This is a genomic window from Pseudomonas sp. Snoq117.2 (genome assembly GCF_900110545.1).
Taxonomy (GTDB): Bacteria; Pseudomonadota; Gammaproteobacteria; order Pseudomonadales; family Pseudomonadaceae; genus Chryseomonas; species Chryseomonas benzopyrenica.
On the sequence record NZ_FOED01000006.1, the window covers coordinates 190,794 to 209,224 of the forward strand.

General features: G+C 67.2%; 17 protein-coding genes. 12 read left to right on the forward strand and 5 right to left on the reverse strand.

All coding sequences use genetic code 11. From position 1 onward, the window contains the following. The first annotated feature begins 31 nt into the window (after positions 1-31). The 9 genes from BMZ43_RS16970 to BMZ43_RS17010 all read left to right on the forward strand — a co-directional run bounded on the left by BMZ43_RS16970 (position 32) and on the right by BMZ43_RS17010 (position 9,423). Positions 32-1,312, forward strand: coding sequence for an NAD(P)/FAD-dependent oxidoreductase (locus BMZ43_RS16970; RefSeq protein WP_064309209.1), 1,281 nt, complete (start codon positions 32-34; stop codon positions 1,310-1,312). Continuing rightward, a complete protein-coding gene (locus tag BMZ43_RS16975; protein WP_064309208.1) occupies positions 1,309-2,859 on the forward strand; it encodes a phospholipase D family protein in 1,551 nt (516 codons plus the stop codon). Before BMZ43_RS16970 ends, BMZ43_RS16975 begins: the two co-directional genes overlap by 4 nt. A 379-nt stretch (positions 2,860-3,238) precedes the next feature. Next, positions 3,239-4,288 (forward strand): biotin synthase BioB, encoded by a 1,050-nt coding sequence (gene bioB / locus BMZ43_RS16980; protein WP_027600655.1) that lies wholly within the window; start codon positions 3,239-3,241, stop codon positions 4,286-4,288. 82 nt (positions 4,289-4,370) lie between these two features. After that, complete coding sequence (gene bioF, locus BMZ43_RS16985; protein WP_064309207.1) at positions 4,371-5,546, forward strand: 8-amino-7-oxononanoate synthase; 1,176 nt, start codon at positions 4,371-4,373, stop codon at positions 5,544-5,546. A 7-nt stretch (positions 5,547-5,553) separates the two neighbouring features. Then, positions 5,554-6,279: an alpha/beta fold hydrolase gene (locus BMZ43_RS16990; RefSeq protein WP_093255085.1), complete on the forward strand. Its 726-nt coding sequence runs from the start codon at positions 5,554-5,556 to the stop codon at positions 6,277-6,279. Then, a complete protein-coding gene (bioC, locus tag BMZ43_RS16995) occupies positions 6,260-7,093 on the forward strand; it encodes a malonyl-ACP O-methyltransferase BioC (RefSeq protein ID WP_064309205.1) in 834 nt (277 codons plus the stop codon). The genes BMZ43_RS16990 and bioC overlap by 20 nt, the downstream gene beginning before the upstream one ends. A gap of 112 nt (positions 7,094-7,205) precedes the next feature. Further along, a complete protein-coding gene (gene bioD, locus BMZ43_RS17000) occupies positions 7,206-7,877 on the forward strand; it encodes a dethiobiotin synthase (RefSeq protein ID WP_064309204.1) in 672 nt (223 codons plus the stop codon). 77 nt (positions 7,878-7,954) lie between these two features. Next, the gene (locus BMZ43_RS17005; protein WP_064309203.1) at positions 7,955-9,067 is read left to right on the forward strand and encodes a curlin; all 1,113 of its coding nucleotides are present in this window, start codon (positions 7,955-7,957) and stop codon (positions 9,065-9,067) included. Between the two features lie 89 nt (positions 9,068-9,156). Beyond that, the gene (locus BMZ43_RS17010) at positions 9,157-9,423 is read left to right on the forward strand and encodes a hypothetical protein (protein ID WP_064309202.1); all 267 of its coding nucleotides are present in this window, start codon (positions 9,157-9,159) and stop codon (positions 9,421-9,423) included. Between the two features lie 52 nt (positions 9,424-9,475). Here BMZ43_RS17010 and BMZ43_RS17015 read toward each other — a convergent pair whose 3' ends face one another. After that, the gene (locus tag BMZ43_RS17015; RefSeq protein WP_177344819.1) at positions 9,476-11,533 is read right to left on the reverse strand and encodes a methyl-accepting chemotaxis protein; all 2,058 of its coding nucleotides are present in this window, start codon (positions 11,531-11,533) and stop codon (positions 9,476-9,478) included. A gap of 180 nt (positions 11,534-11,713) precedes the next feature. Here BMZ43_RS17015 and BMZ43_RS17020 point away from each other — a divergent pair, with 180 nt between their 5' ends. After that, positions 11,714-12,286, forward strand: a complete 573-nt coding sequence (locus BMZ43_RS17020) for a xanthine phosphoribosyltransferase (RefSeq protein WP_093255088.1) — start codon at positions 11,714-11,716, stop codon at positions 12,284-12,286. A 3-nt stretch (positions 12,287-12,289) separates the two neighbouring features. Then, positions 12,290-12,694 (forward strand): YkgJ family cysteine cluster protein, encoded by a 405-nt coding sequence (locus BMZ43_RS17025; protein ID WP_093255091.1) that lies wholly within the window; start codon positions 12,290-12,292, stop codon positions 12,692-12,694. Positions 12,695-13,065: 371 nt separating this feature from the next. Here the strand turns inward: BMZ43_RS17025 and BMZ43_RS17030 are convergent, their stop codons facing one another. Beyond that, positions 13,066-13,380: a YkgJ family cysteine cluster protein gene (locus BMZ43_RS17030; RefSeq protein WP_017642319.1), complete on the reverse strand. Its 315-nt coding sequence runs from the start codon at positions 13,378-13,380 to the stop codon at positions 13,066-13,068. A 129-nt stretch (positions 13,381-13,509) separates the two neighbouring features. Between BMZ43_RS17030 and BMZ43_RS17035 the strand changes: the two genes are divergently transcribed. Beyond that, the gene (locus BMZ43_RS17035) at positions 13,510-15,213 is read left to right on the forward strand and encodes a peptidoglycan D,D-transpeptidase FtsI family protein (protein ID WP_017642320.1); all 1,704 of its coding nucleotides are present in this window, start codon (positions 13,510-13,512) and stop codon (positions 15,211-15,213) included. Between the two features lie 251 nt (positions 15,214-15,464). On the opposite strand, the gene BMZ43_RS17040 is transcribed toward BMZ43_RS17035, so the two are convergent. The 3 genes from BMZ43_RS17040 to BMZ43_RS17050 all read right to left on the reverse strand — a co-directional run bounded on the left by BMZ43_RS17040 (position 15,465) and on the right by BMZ43_RS17050 (position 18,047). Then, positions 15,465-15,917, reverse strand: coding sequence for a thioesterase domain-containing protein (locus BMZ43_RS17040; RefSeq protein ID WP_017642321.1), 453 nt, complete (start codon positions 15,915-15,917; stop codon positions 15,465-15,467). Between the two features lie 61 nt (positions 15,918-15,978). Next, positions 15,979-17,373: an ATP-binding protein gene (locus tag BMZ43_RS17045; protein ID WP_026083992.1), complete on the reverse strand. Its 1,395-nt coding sequence runs from the start codon at positions 17,371-17,373 to the stop codon at positions 15,979-15,981. Then, positions 17,370-18,047: a response regulator transcription factor gene (locus BMZ43_RS17050; RefSeq protein WP_017642323.1), complete on the reverse strand. Its 678-nt coding sequence runs from the start codon at positions 18,045-18,047 to the stop codon at positions 17,370-17,372. Before BMZ43_RS17050 ends, BMZ43_RS17045 begins: the two co-directional genes overlap by 4 nt. Between the last annotated feature and the right edge of the window lie 384 nt (positions 18,048-18,431).

Genomic DNA, 18,431 nt, shown 5'->3' on the forward strand with positions numbered 1-18,431 from the left:
TCCCCTTGTCCCTAGCAGACCTCCGTCTTCCATGCAGCCCCACGCGCCTTCCTACTACGCCGCCACCGCCAACCAGACGCTGAGCTTTCCGCCCCTGGAGGGCGAGGTCCAGGCCGATGTCTGCGTGGTCGGCGGTGGCTTTTCCGGGCTCAATACCGCCCTGGAACTGGCCGAGCGCGGCGCCCGGGTGGTGCTGCTGGAGGCCCGGCGGATCGGCTGGGGGGCCAGTGGACGCAATGGTGGCCAATTGATCCGCGGCGTCGGCCATGACGTCGAGCAGTTCGAATCGGTCATCGGCGCCGAGGGGGTGCGCGAACTCAAGCGGCTGGGCTTCGAGGCGGTGGAGCTGGTCCGCCAGCGTATCGCCCGCCACGGCATCGACTGCGATCTCACCTGGGGCTTCGCCGACCTGGCCAACAAGCCGCGCCACTGGCAGCACCTGCAGGAAGAACAGGCCGCGCTCCAGGCCCTGGGCTATCCCCATCCGCTGCGACTGGTGCCCAAGGCGCAACTGGCCGAGGTGGTCGGCTCCGATCGCTACCAGGGTGCCCTGGTGGACGAGGGCTCCGGTCACCTGCATCCGCTCAACCTGGCCCTGGGCGAAGCCGACGCGGCCCGGGCGCTGGGCGTGCAGTTGCACGAAGACAGCCAGGTCACCCGCCTGGAATACGGCTCCAAGGTGCGGGTGCATACCGCCCGCGGCCGGGTCTCGGCCGACACCCTGGTGCTCTGCTGCAACGCCTATATCGACGACCTGCAACCCGATCTCGCCGCCCAGGTGCTGCCGGCTGGCAGCTATGTGATCGCCACCGAACCGCTGTCCGCCGAGCGTGCCGCGCGCCTGCTGCCGGGCAACCGGGCAGTCTGTGACCAGAACGTGGCGGTGGACTATTTCCGCCTGTCCGCCGACCGCCGCCTGCTGTTCGGCGGCGCTTGCCACTATTCCGGGCGCGACCCCAAGGACATCGCCGGCTACATGAGGCCGAAGATGCTGGAGGTCTTCCCCGAACTCGCGGACGTGCGGGTGGACTACGCCTGGGGCGGCATGATCGGCATCGGCGCCAATCGCCTGCCGCAGATCGGCCGGCTGCGCGAGCAGCCCAACGTCTTCCACGCCCAGGCCTATGCCGGCCATGGGGTCAATGCCACCCACCTGGCCGGCCATCTGCTGGCCGAGGCGATCCTGGCCCAATCGGCCGGTTTCGATCTCTTCGCCCAGGTGCCCCATGCGCGCTTTCCCGGCGGTCGCCACCTGCGTTCGCCACTGCTGGCCCTGGGCATGCTCTGGTACCGCCTCAAGGACCGCCTGTGATCCGCCTGGTCGTCCCCCTGCTGCTGGCGCTGCTGGCCGGCTGCGCCACGCCTATCCCGCGCCAAGCCTCCAAAGTCCTGCCGGTCGCCGGCACTGTCCTGGACAGCCAGGTACGCGCGGCCGGCGCCGCCCACCCGGGCCTCTCGGGCCTGCGCCTGCTGGAAACCAGCACCGATGCCTTCACCGCCCGCGCCGAGCTGATCCGCAAGGCCCAGCGCAGCCTGGACATCCAGTACTACATCGTCCACGACGGCCTGACCACACGCCTGCTGGTCAACGAACTGCTCAAGGCGGCGGATCGCGGCGTGCGCATCCGCTTTCTCATCGATGACACCAGCAGCGACGGCAACGACTACCAGATCGCCGTACTGGCCGCCCACCCCAACGTGCAGATCCGCGTCTTCAATCCGCTGCACCTGGGCCGCAGCACCGGTCCGACCCGGGCCCTGGGTCGGCTGGTGGATCTCAACCACCAGCATCGACGCATGCACAACAAGCTGTGGCTGGCCGACGACAGCGTGGCCATCGTCGGCGGCCGCAACCTGGGCGACGAGTACTTCGATGCCCGCCCGGAGATGAACTTCACCGATCTCGACCTGCTCGCCGCTGGCCCGGTGGCGCGGCAACTGGGCACCAGCTTCGACCAGTACTGGAACAGCCCCCTGAGCCAGCCGGCGCGGCGGCTGCGCTGGTTCGCGCCTTCGACCTCTGCCCTGGTGCGGCTGCGCGCACGGCTGCACCACTATCTCGACAGCGAGCGTACCCGCGACCTGGCGCTGTACAACCGCCTGCGCCGCTATGCCACCGCGCCCCAGCTCGACGGCTGGCTGCAGGAGCTGACCTGGGCTCACGCCCAGGCGTTCTGGGATGCACCGCGCAAGGTGCTGGCCGACGACGAGCCGGACTGGCAGCTGCTGCTGACCCGCCAGCTGCAACCGACCCTGGATGGCGCCCAGCACGAGCTGCTGCTGGTCTCCTCCTACTTCGTGCCCATGAATCAGGGGGTCGCCTACCTGGGCGGCCTGGCCGCCCGAGGGGTCGATGTCCGGGTGCTGACCAACGCCCTGGAAGCCACCGACGTGCCCGCCGTGCATGCCGGCTACGCGCCCTATCGCACGGCCCTGCTGGCCCAGGGCGTCAAACTCTTCGAGCTGCGTGCCCGCCCGGACCAGAAACGATCCGCCCTGCCCTACAGCTTCGGCGAATCCGAATCCAGCCTGCACAGCAAGGCCATGGCCATCGACGGGCGCTGGTCCTTTATCGGCTCCTTCAACTTCGATCCGCGCTCGGTGCTGTGGAACACCGAGGTCGGGGTAATGGTGGACAGCCCGGCCCTCACCGGTCGTCTGCGGCAGCTGATGCTGCAGGGCATGGACCCCAGCGTGTCCTACGCGGTGCAACGCATCGAAGATCAGGGACGGGTGCATCTGCAGTGGGTCAGCGAGCGCAATGGCCAACCCCGGGTGCTGCACCACGAACCCGGCAGCGCCTGGCGCCGCTTCAACGCCTGGGTGGTCAAGGCGGTGGGGCTGGAGCGGATGCTCTAGGCTTCGCCCTCACCCAGAGCGAGAGGGCGTTGGATCGTAGGTTGGGCTGAGACCGCTCCATCGTCGAAGCCCAACAACAGGCAACGTGCCAACCCCGTTGGGCTTCGCTGCCGTTCAGCCCAACCTACGCGAGCCGACGGCTGGACGCCCGTAGGTTGGGCTGAGACAGCTCCATCGTCGAAGCCCAACAACCAGCACGGTGCCAGCCCTGTTGGGCTTCGCTGGCGCTCAACCCAACCTACGACTCGGTCAATCCCCCTGCAAAAAATCCGGCAATTGGTCATTTTATGAGCAGTAGTCGACCAACACTTCAGCTAAGGTCGACCGCATTCACCGGCCTCGCTCCAGTACTGGCCGTCCAATGCCTTGAGGATCTCCCATGAGCGCTACCGCCCTGCGTCACGATTGGACTCTTGCCGAAGTCCGCGCCCTGTTCCAGCAGCCTTTCAACGACCTGCTGTTCCAGGCCCAGGGCGTGCACCGCCAGCACTTCGATCCCAATCGCGTGCAGGTTTCCACCCTGCTGTCGATCAAGACCGGCGCCTGTCCGGAAGACTGCAAGTACTGCCCCCAGTCCGGCCACTACAACACCGGCCTGGAAAAGGAAAAGCTGATGGAGGTGCAGAAGGTGCTGGAGGCGGCCGCCGAGGCCAAGGCCATCGGCTCGACGCGCTTCTGCATGGGCGCCGCCTGGAAGCACCCCTCCGCCAAGGACATGCCCTATGTCCTGCAGATGGTGCAGGGCGTGAAGGCCCTGGGCCTGGAGACCTGCATGACCCTGGGCCGCCTGGACCAGGAGCAGACCCGTGCCCTGGCCGACGCCGGCCTGGACTACTACAACCACAACCTGGACACCTCGCCGGAATTCTACGGCAACATCATCACCACCCGCACCTACGGCGAGCGCCTGCAGACCCTGGCCTATGTCCGCGAAGCCGGGATGAAGATCTGCTCCGGCGGCATCCTCGGCATGGGCGAATCGGTGGATGACCGCGCCGGCCTCTTGATCCAGTTGGCCAACCTGCCCGAGCACCCCGAGTCGGTGCCGATCAACATGCTGGTCAAGGTGCAGGGCACCCCGCTGGCCGAGGAAAAGGACGTCGATCCCTTCGACTTCATCCGCACCCTGGCGGTGGCACGCATCCTCATGCCCAAGTCCCACGTGCGCCTCTCCGCCGGTCGCGAGCAGATGAACGAGCAGATGCAGTCCCTGGCCTTCCTGGCCGGCGCCAATTCCATCTTCTACGGCGAGAAACTGCTGACCACCGGCAACCCCCAGGCCGACAAGGACATGCAGCTGTTCGCCCGTCTCGGCATCCAGCCCGAAGCCCGCGAAGAACACGCCGACGAGGTGCACCAGGCCGCCATCGAGCAGGCCCTGGTGGAACAGCGCAACGGCGAGCTCTTCTACGACGCCGCCACCGCCTGACCCTCACGCCCCGTTCTTCCCTCTCTCCCCTCGGGAGAGGGCTGGGTTGAGGGGCTCTAACGACCACTGAGATACCCATCCCATGGCCTTCGATCTCGCCGCCCGCCTGGCCCAGCGTCACGCCGAGCACCTCTATCGGCGCCGCCCGCTGCTGGAGGCGCCCCAGGGTCCCGAGGTAGTGGTGGATGGCGAGCTCCTGCTGGCCTTCTGCAGCAACGACTACCTGGGCCTGGCCAATCATCCCCAGGTGATCGCCGCCCTGCGCAATGGCGCCGAGCGCTGGGGCGTGGGCGGTGGCGCCTCGCACCTGGTGATCGGCCACAGCGGCCCGCACCACCAGGTCGAAGAGGCCCTGGCCGAACTCACCGGTCGGCCGCGCGCCCTGCTGTTCTCCACCGGCTACATGGCCAACCTGGCGGCGGTCACCGCCCTGGTCGGTCGTGGCGACACCGTGCTGGAAGACCGTCTCAACCACGCCTCCCTGCTCGACGCCGGCCTGCTCAGCGGCGCGCGCTTCGGCCGCTATCTGCACAACGATCCGGCCAGCCTGGCCACGCGCCTGGCCAAGGCCGCGGGTGACACCCTGGTGGTCACCGACGGCGTCTTCAGCATGGACGGCGATCTGGCCGCCCTGCCCGAGCTCTGCCAGGTCGCCCAGCGTCACGGCGCCTGGACCCTGGTGGACGACGCCCACGGCATCGGCACCCTGGGCGCCACCGGCGGCGGCATCGTCGAGCACTTCGGCCTGGACCAGAGCCAGGTCCCGGTGCTGGTCGGCACCCTGGGCAAGGCCTGCGGCACCGCCGGGGCCTTCGTCGCCGGCAGCGAGGAACTGATCGAGACGCTGATCCAGTTCGCCCGCCCCTACATCTACACCACCAGCCAGCCGCCGGCGGTGGCCTGCGCCACCCTGGCCGCCCTGCAGCTCGTCCGCGAAGAGGGCTGGCGCCGTGAGCTTCTGCACACTTTGATCCAGAGATTCCGCAGGGGCGCGACGGCTCTCGGCCTGGACCTTATGCTCAGCGCCACGCCGATCCAGCCGATCCTGGTCGGCGACAGCGCGCGCGCCCTCGCACTCTCCGCCGCCCTGCGCCGACGCGGGATCCTGGTCACCGCCATCCGACCGCCCACCGTACCGGCCGGCAGTGCCCGCCTGCGGGTAACCCTGACGGCGGCCCATCGCGAAGCGCACGTGGACCTCTTGCTCGACGCTCTGGCCCAGGCCATGGCCGAATTACCGCCCGACGCGGATAAGTGACCGACCCATGCGCGATACCCTGATCTTGCTGCCCGGCTGGGGCCTGGGCAATGCTCCCTTGGAACCCCTGCGTGACGAACTCGTCGAGCAGGAACCCTTTCTCGACGTCCTGATAGAGCCGCTGCCAACCCTGGCCGACACCCAGGACTGGTTCACCGACCTGGAAGCCCGCATCGCCAAGGGCGTCTGGCTGGGCGGCTGGTCGCTGGGCGGCATGCTCGCCAGCGAATTCACCCTGCGCCGCCCCGAGGGCGTGCACGGTCTCATCACCCTGGCCAGCAATCCCTGCTTCGTCGCCCGCGCCGGCTGGCAGACCGCCATGGCGCGCAGCGTCTTCACCGATTTCTTCGAGGCCTGCTCGCTGGACGCCGAGCTGACCCTCAAGCGCTTCACCCTGCTGGTGGCCCAGGGCGCGCGCGACAGCCGCACCCTCGCCCGCCAGTTGCAGGTGACCCTGCCCGAGGTCGATCCCGAGGCGGTCATCGCCGGTCTGGAGCTGCTCGCCCGCCTGGACACCCGCGCCGCCCTGCAGGCCTTCAGCGGTCCCCAGCTGCACCTGTTCGGTGCCCATGACGCCCTGGTCCCGGCTACCGCCGCCCAGGCCCTGCGCGACGAGCTGCCCACCGCCCAGGTCGAGGTGCTGGAACATGCCAGCCATGGCCTGCCGCTGGAGCGCCCGGACGAGGTGGCCACCCGTATCCGTGAATTCATCTATGCAGGACGCGATGGCTGACGTATTGCCCGACAAGCGCCAGGTGGCGCTGTCCTTTTCCCGCGCCGCCGCGCAGTACGACGGCGCCGCCCTGCTGCAACGCCGGGTCGCCGATCGCCTCCTCGGTCGGCTGCCCCTCCAGGCCCCGCAACGCTGGCTGGACCTGGGCAGCGGCACCGGCTATTGCAGCCGGGCCCTGGCCCGGTGCCATCCACAGGCGGAAGGTCTGGCCCTCGACCTGGCCCCCGGCATGCTTCGCCACGCCCGTACGCAAGGCGCCGGCGCCCGCCACTACCTGACCGCCGACGCCGAACGCCTGCCGCTGCGCGACGCCTGCTGCGACCTCATCCTGTCCAGCCTGGCCTTGCAGTGGTGCCCGGACCTGCCCGCCGTACTAGCCGAGGCGCGCCGCATCCTGCGCCCGGGCGGTGTACTGGCCTTCAGCAGCCTGGTCGAGGGCACCCTCGACGAATTGCGCCAGAGCTGGGCCCAGGTGGACGACCAGGTGCACGTCAATCGCTTCCGCCGCCAGGCGGCCTATGCCGACGCCGCCGCGGCCACTGGCCTGCAGGTGCTGGCGCTGGACGTCGAGCCCGAACGCCTGCACTTCCCCGATCTGCGCGCCCTGACCCAGCACCTCAAGGCCATCGGTGCCCACAACCTCAACCAGGGTCGCCCCCAGGGCCTCACCGGGCGCCAGCGGCTGGCGGCCTTTACCCGCGCCTATGAAAGCCTGCGCCAGCCCGCCGGCCTGCCGGCCACCTATCAGGTGATCCACGTTCTGCTGCGCAAGAGCCTGTTCAAAGGCTGCTGCGCGTCGGCCAAACGGCGTTGAAAATGCCTTCGGAATGCTCATTTACCACTCGTAAACTCCGCTTCCTCAGCCATTTTCACCTTGTTTGGCTCTAGCTCGCGAGACTTTGAACAGGCTCTAAGGAATGACCGCCATGCCCGCCTATTTCGTCACCGGCACCGATACCGAGATCGGCAAGACCACCATCGCCGCCGGCCTGCTGCATCGGGCCCGCCAGCAGGGCCTCGCCACCGCCGGGGTCAAGCCGGTGGCCTCCGGTTGCGAACGCACCGCCGACGGCCTGCGCAACGGTGATGCCCTGGCGCTGTTGGGCGAGACCTCGCTACCGCTCGGCTATGCCGACATCAATCCCATCGCCCTGGAACCCGCCATCGCGCCGCACCTGGCGGCCCGCGAAGCCAGCATCGATCTGACCGTCGCCACTCTGGCCGCGCCGGTACGGCGGATCCTGGCGCTGCAGGCCGACTTCACCCTGGTGGAAGGCGCCGGCGGTTGGCGCGTGCCCCTGGCCGGGCGCGAGTCGCTCTCCGACCTCGCCCGCGAACTGGGCCTGCCGGTGATCCTGGTGGTCGGGGTGCGCCTGGGCTGCATCAACCACGCCCTGCTCAGCGCCGAGGCTATCCTCGCCGATGGCCTGCCGCTGGCCGGCTGGGTAGCCAATCTGGTCGCGCCGGCCACCCTGCGCCTGGACGACAACCTCGCCACCCTGCACGAGCGCCTGCCGGCGCCCTGCCTGGGCACGGTGCCGCACCTGGCTGCGGCCACGCCGTCGGCGGTCGCCGCGCACCTGCGCCTGCCCCGCTGATATCAGTCTTTCGGGCGATGGCCGCAGGGCCAGGCCGGCGGCAGACTGCCCTGTCTTTCGCCGCCGGACCAGCCCTAGTGTCTACCTCAACGTTTCTGACCTGCCTGGGCCTGCTCGGCCTGACCAGCACCGCCTGGGCGCTGGACAACCAGACACTAGTGGATCAGCGCGGCGAGCGCCTCGGCGCCTTCCTCACCCAGGAACCCGATACCCGCCAGGGCAGCCTGGAAGTCGTCCAGACCGGTCGCGCCAGCAAGGCCTATCTCACCCAGCGCGACTCCCAGGGCGACCGCACCCGCGTCGAGCAGGGCGGTGTCGGCAACTTCACCAATGTCAGCCAGGCCGCCGGCGGCGCGCGCGAGATCGTCATCGACCAGCGCGAGGCCAGCCAGAGCCATGCCTATGTCTACCAGGGCCACGGCCAGCGCGATGGGGTGGACATCCTGCAGAGCGGTCTGCAGAACGAAGCCCTGGTGCGCCAGGGTGGCGACGACCAGCGGATGCTCATCGAGCAGCAGGGCGCACGCAATCAACTGAGCCTGTTCCAGGACGGCCGCGACAGCGGTAGCCGCTCGCGACTCAAGCAGGTGGGCGATGATCATGTGCAGGATGTGCTGAGCCTGGGCGCGCGCAACGAGGTCGACCTGCTGCAGGGCGGCGACGCCAACCGGGCCGTGGTCGAGCAACGCGGTGACGACAACCAGGCTGGGGCCCGCCAGGGCGCGCGGCAGCAAGATGTCCAACTGATCCAGATCGGCAATCGCAACAGCGCGGCGGTGCAGCAGAACGGTCCCGAGGGCGGCGCCCAGAGCGTCAGCGCGCGGCAGCTGGGCGACGACAACGCCGTCCAGGCGATCATGAACGGCAACGGCAACCGCCTCGACCTGCACCAGCAGGGCGATCGCAACAGGGTTGGCGTCCTGATCGGCGGCGACGATTCCCGCCTGAACCTGGTCTCCCAGGGCAACGACAACGAGGTCAGTGCGGTTTGGCTCGGCGACCACATCGAACTCGGCGTCGAGCAGTTGGGCGATGGTCACTCCTTCTCTGCCGGTCTGGGCAGCGACGCCCAGGTCAGCGCCAGTCAGCAGGGCACTGGCCAGTACGCCTCGATCAGTCAGATCGGCGCGGGTAGCCACGTCGACCTGCGCCAGAGCGGCCAGGGCAACCGGGCGACGATCCAGCAATAGCCGGACACAGGCGGTGACACGGGCTGCTGGTTCTTTGGCGTCAAAACTGCTTCAATAGCCCTTTGACATCACCGTCGAGGACGCTGTCCATGAACGTGACTTCAAGCAATTCCCTCTATACCGGCGTGCAGGCCTACCAGAACGGCAGCCGCACGGTCGAAAAGGCTGGTGCCGCCCTCGCCTCCCAGACGGCGCGCAACGAGCAGCAAGCCCTGGGCGCGACTACCAACAGCCAGGCCGATCTGGCCAGCGAACTGGTCAATCTGGATGTCGGCAAGTACCAGGCGCTGGCCGGTACCAAGGTCATGCAGGCCTCCCAGGAAACCTTGGGCCGGCTGCTCGATACTCGGGCCTGATCAGCAATTATGTGAGTGGAAGGGGCGCCCTGCGAGGCGCCCCTTCTGCGTTCTAGCCCAGGCGGAAACGGGTGGTGTTGGCCGTCAGGGTGCGACTGCCCGACTCCAGACCCACCGCCGTGCTCTGCACCGTGCGCGCGTTGCCGAGCAGATCGGCCGCGGCCCCATCGACCTGCTGGATGTTGCCGCTGACCTGATCGGCGGTGACCGCCTGCTGCTCGGCGGCGGTGGCGATCTGCGCCAGGGTGTCGGAGACGCCCTGCACCGATTCGGCGATCGCTTCCAGCCGCTGCCCCAGCCCGGTGATGGACTGGGCGTCGCTGGCGGCCTGACCACAGGCCTCCTGCATCAGCGCCACGGCCTGGGCCACGGTGCTGCTCAGGCTGCCAACGGTGCCGGCGATCTGCGCCGTGGAGGCCTGGGTGCGTTGCGACAGCGAGCGCACTTCGTCGGCGACCACCGCGAAGCCCCGTCCCTGGTCACCCGCCCGGGCCGCCTCGATGGCGGCGTTGAGCGCCAGCAGGTTGGTCTGCTCGGCAATGCCGCGGATGACATCCACCACCTGCTGGATCTGTCCGGCCTGGGCGTCGACCTGGGCCATGGCCGCAGCCGTCTCGTCCAGGCGCTGGTTGAGCCGCTGGATGCTGGCCGTGGTCTGGCGACTGTCGCTCTGGCTGGCCTCGGCGATGCCGCGCATCTGCTCGGCGCGCCCGGCGGCCTCTTCGCAACTCCGCGCCACGCCCTGGGCGGTGGCGGCCAGTTCGGTGGCGGCGGTGGCGATCTGGGTGATCTGCTGGCGCTGGGCCTCCACGGCGTCCAACGCCGCCTCGGCCTGCTGACCCAGCTCGCCGGAAGCCGTGCCCACCTGGCGACTCTCCTGTTCGACCGCCTGCAGGCTGCCCCGCAACTGCACCACGGCCAGGTCAAGGGCGCGCCCGATCTCGGCCAGTTCGTCCTGGCCACTCACCTGCGCCGAGCGGGTCAGATCGCCGTCGCGCAGGCCTTCGGCCAGGGTGGTGATGCGCCGGGCGCTGCCACGAATGGCGGCCTGCATGCACAGCAGCAGATAGCAGGTCACCACCAGCAGCAGACCGAAGCCGGCGGCAATGGCGCCAAAGCTGCGCACGGCATCGGCGCCATAGTATTGCAGCCGTTGATCCAGGTTCTTCAGGGTCTGCTGGCGGAAGGTCTGCAGCCCCTGCAGGACGCCGTCCAGGGTGGCTTCGAACTGCTCCGGCCTGAGCGTGATCTCGCCGCCGAATATCCCCTGATCGAGGGTCTTGAGACTGGCGTCCAGCTGGCTGCTGACCTTCTGGTAGTCGTCCTTCCAGCCAGCCATGTCGGCGGGCAGCTTGTTGCCGAGCAGGACGGCGACCTTGGCCAGGCTTTCGCTGGAGTCGCCGACACGGGCGCGCAGGTCGCGCAGCTGCAGGCGGCTCTGCAGGCTGAACTGGCCGGAGACCACGCTGGCCTGGCCGACGCTGGCCAGGCGGCCCAGGCGTTCGTACAACTCGACCGACTGGGTGGTGCCGATCTGCATCAGCAGATAGGTTTCCATCCAGGGATCGAGGATGAGGCCGCTGTCCAGGGCGATTTCCTCGCGCAGCGCCTGGACGGCACCGAGGGCGGCGGTGAATCTGTCGTAGCCGTCCGGCCACCAGCCCAGGCCGCGCAGATCCGCGACCTCGAGCCCGGCGAGCGCCTGCTGCAGGGTCTTGAAGCGCGCCTGTACATCCGCGCCGGCCCCTTCGATCCCCAGTTGCTGTTCAAGCAGGGCGAGCCGCTCGCGCCGGCTGTCGTTGCGACTTTCCAGGGCGGCGATGGCGGCCTGCACGGCCGGCGTCTCCTGGCGACTGGTGTCGATCGCCTTCCAGCGCGCGGTCAGGTTGCGCCGGAGGGTGAGTTCTTCCTCCACGGCGTCGAGCCGTTGCAGCAGCCGCACGCCACTGCGCTCGCCACTGACGGTGGCCAGCTTGGCCTGGAAATCGGCGCCCAGCAGCCAGAGACTGACCGCCAGGGGCAGGATGAACAGCACCAGCAGCAGGGCGAACTTGCGGGCGAAGCCGAACTGGCTCAGCACGCGAATCCCCGGTGACAACAAAACACCCATGTTCGACCACTCCTGTGCCAGCCACCGACAAGCGTCGGCTATCCGTTGCGGATACCTATAGGACGATTTGTCGGCAAACTAACGACTTTCTTGAAAGATAGGGCACAATCGCCGCCCTCCCGTATTCCCAGACCCGGTCCTGTACTCAGGCCCGGGCGTTGCCGTTAAAGGACCGTCCGCGTGGAACGCCTCAAAGCCAAGATTCGCAGCGAAGGCCAAGTACTCTCCGAGCAGGTGCTCAAGGTCGATGCCTTCCTCAACCACCAGATCGATCCCCAACTGATGCAGGCCATCGGCCGGGAATTCGCCCAGCGCTTCGCCGCGGCCGGTATCACCAAGATCGTGACCATCGAAGCCTCGGGGATCGCCCCGGCGGTACTGACCGGCCTGGAGCTGGGCGTGCCGGTGATCTTCGCCCGCAAGCACCAGTCGCTGACCCTGACCGACAATCTACTGGTCGCCAGTGTCTATTCCTTTACCAAGCAGACCGAGAGCACCATAGCCGTCTCGACCATGCATCTGTCGTCCGACGACCGGGTGCTGATCATCGACGACTTCCTTGCCAACGGTAAGGCGGCCAAGGCGCTGATCTCCATCATCGGTCAGGCCGGGGCCCAGGTCGCCGGACTCGGCATCGTCATCGAGAAGTCCTTCCAGGTCGGTCGCGCCGAACTGGATGCCCAGGGCTATCGCGTCGAATCCCTGGCCCGTGTCGCCTCCCTGGCCAATGGTCAGGTCACCTTCGCCGAGTAAGCCATGGCTCAGATACTGCGCATTCTCGGTGCCGATCTCGATCGCACCGAAACCTGGATCCGTTACGACAAGGCCATGTGCCTGGACTGCGTGTCCAGCTGCTGCACCCTGCCGGTGGAAGCCCGCCTGTCCGATCTGATCCGCATGGGCGTGGTGGACGAATTCGAGAAGGGCGAGCCGCTCAAGGACATCGCCAAGCGGCTCAAGAAGGACGGCGTGGTCGAACGCCTCAATGCCAAGACCGGGTTGTTCACCCTGGTGCGGCTGTCCAACAACGACTGCATCTATCTGCATCCCAAGACGCGGCTGTGCACCATCTACGACCAGCGCCCGGAAACCTGCCGCAATCACCCAAGGGTCGGCCCGCGCCCGAACTATTGCGCCTACAAGCCGCAGAAGCTGCGTTAGACGGCGGTCCGCCGAGGCATACCCGCCTTGTTGGGCTTCGACGAAAAAGCCGGCTCAACCCAACCTACGGTGCCTCAGGGCTGGACGCGTAGGTTGGGCTGAGCGCAGCGAAGCCCAACAGGAAGTCTCACCGCCTGCCTGCCTTGTTGGGCTTCGACGAAGCAGCCGTCTCAACCCAACCTACGGTGCCTCGAGGCTAGCCGCGTAGGTTGGGCTGAGCGCAGCGAAGCCCAACGGGACGTATCACCGCATGCCTGCATCGTTGGGCTTCGACGAAACAGCCGTCTCAACCCAACCTACAGGTGCCTCAAGGCTGGACGCGTAGGTTGGGTTGAGCGCAGCGAAGCCCAACAGGGTTGGCCAGGGCGACGCTAGAACTCGCCACTCTCCATCGCCCTTTTCATGTCCGCCCGCTCTTCCAGGCATTCCGGACCGGCCATGTCGAAGATCCGGCAGACCCAGGGCCGCACCTCGTAGATGCTGCAATTCATCTGCTCGCGATCCAGGGCGGCGCACCAGCCGTCGTCGAGGCGTTTCATGCGGGTGCCGGTCCAGTCTTCCTCGATGTAGCGGGCGGGCACGCCGGCATCGTCGAACAGCAGGACTTCCTGGCGGCAGCACCAGGCCTGACAGCTCTCGCAGGTCACGGCAGGGGTGGAAAGATCGTGCAGGGGGATGTCGCTCATGTGCGCAGTGTACCGCCCTCGACCGCCCAGCGGTTTCCGGCCGATAGCTGGAGCAGTTACCATGCGCGTCCCTGACGGTTGTAACCAGTTGTGACCATGCCCAAGCCCTCTTCTCGCGCAGGAGCCGCCATGACGGCCGCACCCCGCTATCGCTTCTATGTCGTGGTCGTCGTGCTGGTCCTGCTGACCTGCGTGGTCGCTGGCCGCATCACCTACCTCAAGCTGATCGATGCCGCCTTCCTGGGTGACCAGGGCGATCGCCGTTCGGTGCGCCACATTCCCATTCCGGTCACCCGCGGCATGATCACCGACCGCAACGGCGCGCCCCTGGCGGTTTCCACCGAGGTGGTGACCATCTGGTGCAATCCATCGGAGATGCAGGACAGCGCCGACCAGCTGGGGCGCCTGGCCCAGGCCATCCACAAGCCCGAAGCCGAACTCCGCAACCTGATCCTCGGCCATCCGGAAAAGCACTTCCTCTACCTGGCCCGGGCGCTGTCGCCCATCGATGGCGAGAACATCATGGCCCTCGGCGTACCCGGGGTGCGCCAGATCAAGGAATACAAGCGCTACTATCCCAGTTCCGACCTGGTGGCCCAGGTGATCGGCATGGTCAACATCGACGGCCATGGCCAGGAGGGCCTGGAACTGGGCTTCGAAGACTGGCTGGCCGGCCGTGGCGGGGTGCGCGAGGTGCTGATCAATCCGCGTGGCTCGGTGGTCAAGAACATCCGCGTGGTGCGCCAGCCGCAACCGAGCAAGGACGTGGCGCTGTCCATCGACCTGCGCCTGCAGTTCATCGCCTATCGCGCGCTGCAGACCGCGGTGGAAAAGTTCGGCGCCCAGTCCGGGTCCGCCGTGCTGGTCAACCCCAAGACCGGCCAGATCCTGGCGATGACCAATTTCCCCTCCTACAACCCCAACAACCGCGCCACGCTGCAGATCCCCAACATGCGCAACCGCACCCTGACCGACGCCTTCGAGCCCGGCTCGGTGATCAAGCCGTTCAGCATGTCGGTGGCCCTGGCCTCGGGCAAGTTCAACGAGAACAGCACTGTGGACGTAGCGCCGGGCTGGATGACCATCGACGGTCACACCATCCACGACGTGGCCCGGCGCGGTGTCCTGACCATGACCGGGGTGCTGCTCAATTCCTCCAACATCGGCATGAGCAAGGTGGCGCTGCAGATCGGGCCGCTGCCCATCTACGAGCAGCTCAGCCGCGTCGGCTTCGGTAATCCGATGGCCCTGGGCTTTCCCGGCGAGAACGCCGGCTACCTGCCCGGCCACACCAAGTGGTCGCAGATCGCCACGGCCAGTATGTCCTTTGGCTACAGCCTGGCGGTCAACGTCGCCGAGCTGGCCCAGGCCTATTCGGTGATCGCCAACGACGGCCTGCTCACCCCCCTGACCCTGCTCAAGGACCAGAAGCAGCAGAGCGTCCAGGCCATGGACCCGGCCATCGCCCGGCGCCTGCGCGCCATGCTCAACCACGTGGTGGAAGACGAAGGCGGCGTGATCCGCGCCCGGGTGCCCGGCTATCACGTGGCCGGCAAGTCGGGTACCGCGCGCAAGGCCGGCGCCGGCAGCTACACCGAGCACGCCTATCGCTCGCTGTTCGTCGGCATGGCACCGGCGGCCGATCCCAAGCTAGTGCTGGCGGTGATGCTGGATACCCCGACCAAGGAAGGCTACTTCGGCGGTCTGGTCTCGGCGCCGACCTTCAGCGAGATCATGTCCGGCGCCCTGCGTGCCCTGGCGGTACCGCCGGACAACCTGCCCGACACCAATACCGCACAGCAGGCGAAAGCCGAGTCTCACTCCCACGGCTGAGCGGATAACGGAAACGAAAAAGGGCGACCCTAGGGTCGCCCTTTGCGTACCGCGCTACCTGGCCAGAGCTTATTCAAAGGCTCGCGAGCTAGAGCCAAACAAAGCCTGGGCGGCCCCGCGAAAAGACCTGAGGAAGCGGATCGGACTCGCGTGCGAGTTTACGAGTGGTAAATGAGCATTCCGACCGGGCTGGCGGCCCAGGGTCTTTTCAACGCAGTTTGGCCGACGCGCAGCAGACTTTGGACAAGCTCTCAGCGGTGCAGCACGTATTGACCGGTAAAGCGCACCCCATCCTCGCCACTCTCGGTGACGATGCGCGACTGCAGGGTGATGCGCGCGCGGCCACGGCGGCGGAAGGTGGTCTCGAAGCGCTCCCAGGCCCGTGCCTCGGGCGGCTCGCCATAGGCCAGGGCATCGGCGGTGATGGGCCGCGGATAGCTGATCTGGCCTTCCTGGATGAGGATGTGGCCTTCCTCGATGCCGGCTTCGCGCAGGCGCAGGTACAGCCAGCCCCAACCGGCCAGCACGGCCACGCAGTAGAGGCTGCCGCCGAACATGGTGCTGGCGTGGTTGATGTTGGCATCCAGCGGGGCATGCAGCTGCAGGCGCTGCTCGCTCCAGTCGCGGACTTCCAGGCCCAGGGCCTTGGTGATGGGAATATCGTGGTGCAACAGGGATTCGAGGTGACGGCAGTCGCGGCTCATGCCGGGGTCCTTACAGACAGAATTTCACTATCAGGAGCAGACGCAAGCCATGACCCATGGGTCACGTCTTGGCCCCATTGTGCACCAAGGAAGGCCGCTCCGGGGAAATCGCCGCCGGCAGGCGGAAGCGGATACGGGCGCCGCCCAGACTGGATTCATCGATGGTCAGGCTGCTGCGGTAGCCTTCCAGGATGTCCTGCACCACGGCCAGGCCGATGCCCTGCCCAGGATGGCGGCTGTCCATGCGCATGCCGCGACGCAGCACGCTTTCGCGGCGCTCGGCGGGAATGCCGGGGCCGTCGTCTTCGATGTCGAGGATCCAGTGCTCGGTATGACGACGGGCGCTGACCCGCACCTGGGTCAGGCACAGGCGATAGGCGTTTTCCAGGAGATTGCCGAACACCTCCAGCATGGCGGCTTCTTCGGCCTGCACCCGCAGATTCGGCGGCAAATCCATTTCCGCCTGCACGCGTTTCTCGGCATAGACCTTGTCCAGGGTGCTGAACAGCGACTCCACCAGCGGCGCCAGCTCCAGCGGCCGGCTGAGTACCGCGCCGCCCTGGCGGGTGGCCCGCTGCAGCTGGTACATCACCTGCTGGTTCATGCGCTCGATCTGGGTCTGCAGGGTGCCGACCTCCTGGTCGAGCTGCGGCCGACGGCGCAATTCCTCGGTCACTCCCTGCAAGACCGCCAACGGCGTCTTCAGGCTATGGGCCAGATCGCCCAAGGTGTCGCGGTAGCGCTCGCGCTGCAGGCGTTCGTGATCGAGCAGGCGGTTCAGCGAACGGATCAGGCGACTGATCTCGCTGGGTACGTTGTTTTCGTCGAGCAACTCGCGCTGGTCGGTTTCCACCGCGTCCAGCTGCTGGCTGAGGCGGCGCAGCGGTCGCAGGCTCCATTGCATGACCAGAGCGAGCAGGACCAGCAGCGCACCCAGCACCCCGACCAGCCAGAGGATCACCTGGTGGACGAAGGTCGCGCGCAACCGCTCGTACTCCTCGGCCGGCTGCATGGTGACCACGCTGAAGCCGGCGACCGGCGGATTGCCCAGCAGTACCTCGCGATCGAAGACGAAGAAACCCTGGCCCTGGTCGTCGGTAGCCTTGACCAGCTTGACCCCGCCGCCGTCGAAGGTCGGCCGGTAGTTGGGCCGCTCCTTGATCGCCGAGCGCGAGCGCCAGAGCAGGCGACCGTTCTGGTCGTAGACATAGCCGAGGATGGGCGAACCGGGTCGGTCGAAGACCTCTTCGGCGATCATCTCCGGCATCGCCAGGCGCCCGTCGATGGCCCGCGCCGCCCCAATCAGGGTGTTGGCGTTGGCCTCCAGGCGCGCGGCGACGAAGTTTTCCACGGTACGGTCGAAGGCATTGCGGATCGCCGGCACGATCAACGCCAGGCAGACGATGACCAGCAGCGCCGCGCTGAGCAGCAACCGTACCCGGAACGAACGGATCACTGGCAGCGCTCGGTGAACAGGTAGCCGCGGCCCCGGACCGTTTCGATGGGTTGCATCTGGCAGTTGGCTTCCAGCTTGCGCCTCAGGCGCCCCACCAGCACCTCGATGACGTTACTGTCGTGCTCGCCGTCATCGTCGTAGAGCTGCTCCATGAGCCGCTCCTTGGTGATCACCTGCTGATGGTTGCGCATCAGGTATTCCAGCAGCCGGTACTCGTAGGCGGTCAGCTGCAGCGGCTGGTCTTCGTTGAAGGCCTGTTGGCGCCCCAGGTCCAGCTTGAGCGAGCCGGCGCGGATGCTCGGCTGGACGAAGCCCGCCGAGCGACGCAACAGCACATTGAGGCGGGCTTCCAGTTCTTCGAACTGGAAGGGCTTGACCACATAGTCGTCCGCCCCGGCACCCAGGCCTTCGACCTTGTCCTGCCAGCTGCCACGGGCGGTGAGGATGAGGATCGGCAGGGTGGCGCCCTGGTTGCGCAGCTGGCGGATCAGATCGAGACCGCTCATGCCGGGCAGGCCCAGGTCGATGATGGCGAGATCGTGATGGAATTCGCGGGCGCTGTAGAGCGCTTCTTCCGCATCGGCCACGGCATTGACGACATGACCGGCTTCACCCAGACGCACCTTGAGGTGGTGGCGCAGCAGGTTTTCGTCTTCGACGACGAGGATCTTCATGCAGACTCCTGAACAGCTAACGAGACTTTCTGTGGCTGCGACTGCATCTGTCGCGTACGTCGCGCAGCAGCGCCCTGGGCCCGATTATGGCGCCTGGAGCCGGCTGACGGCGAGAGCAGGGAGCGGATGGATGGGGACACTTACTTTATTCCAGGCAAAAAAAACCTCTCCGGTTGGAGAGGTAAGGAGCACTTCATGGGGATCGGAAACTGCCGTTGGGGGACGGCTCCGTCGTGAGACGGCTACAGGGGACCAGAGCTGACTTGGTGACCCTGCAGTGGAGTTACAAGGATGAACATCGCCAGGTCGGGTCGAAGTGTCCGGACGATCTGCCTTAGCGGGAGCTGCGCTAGGGTGAACATATCCGGGCGACCTCGGCGTTGC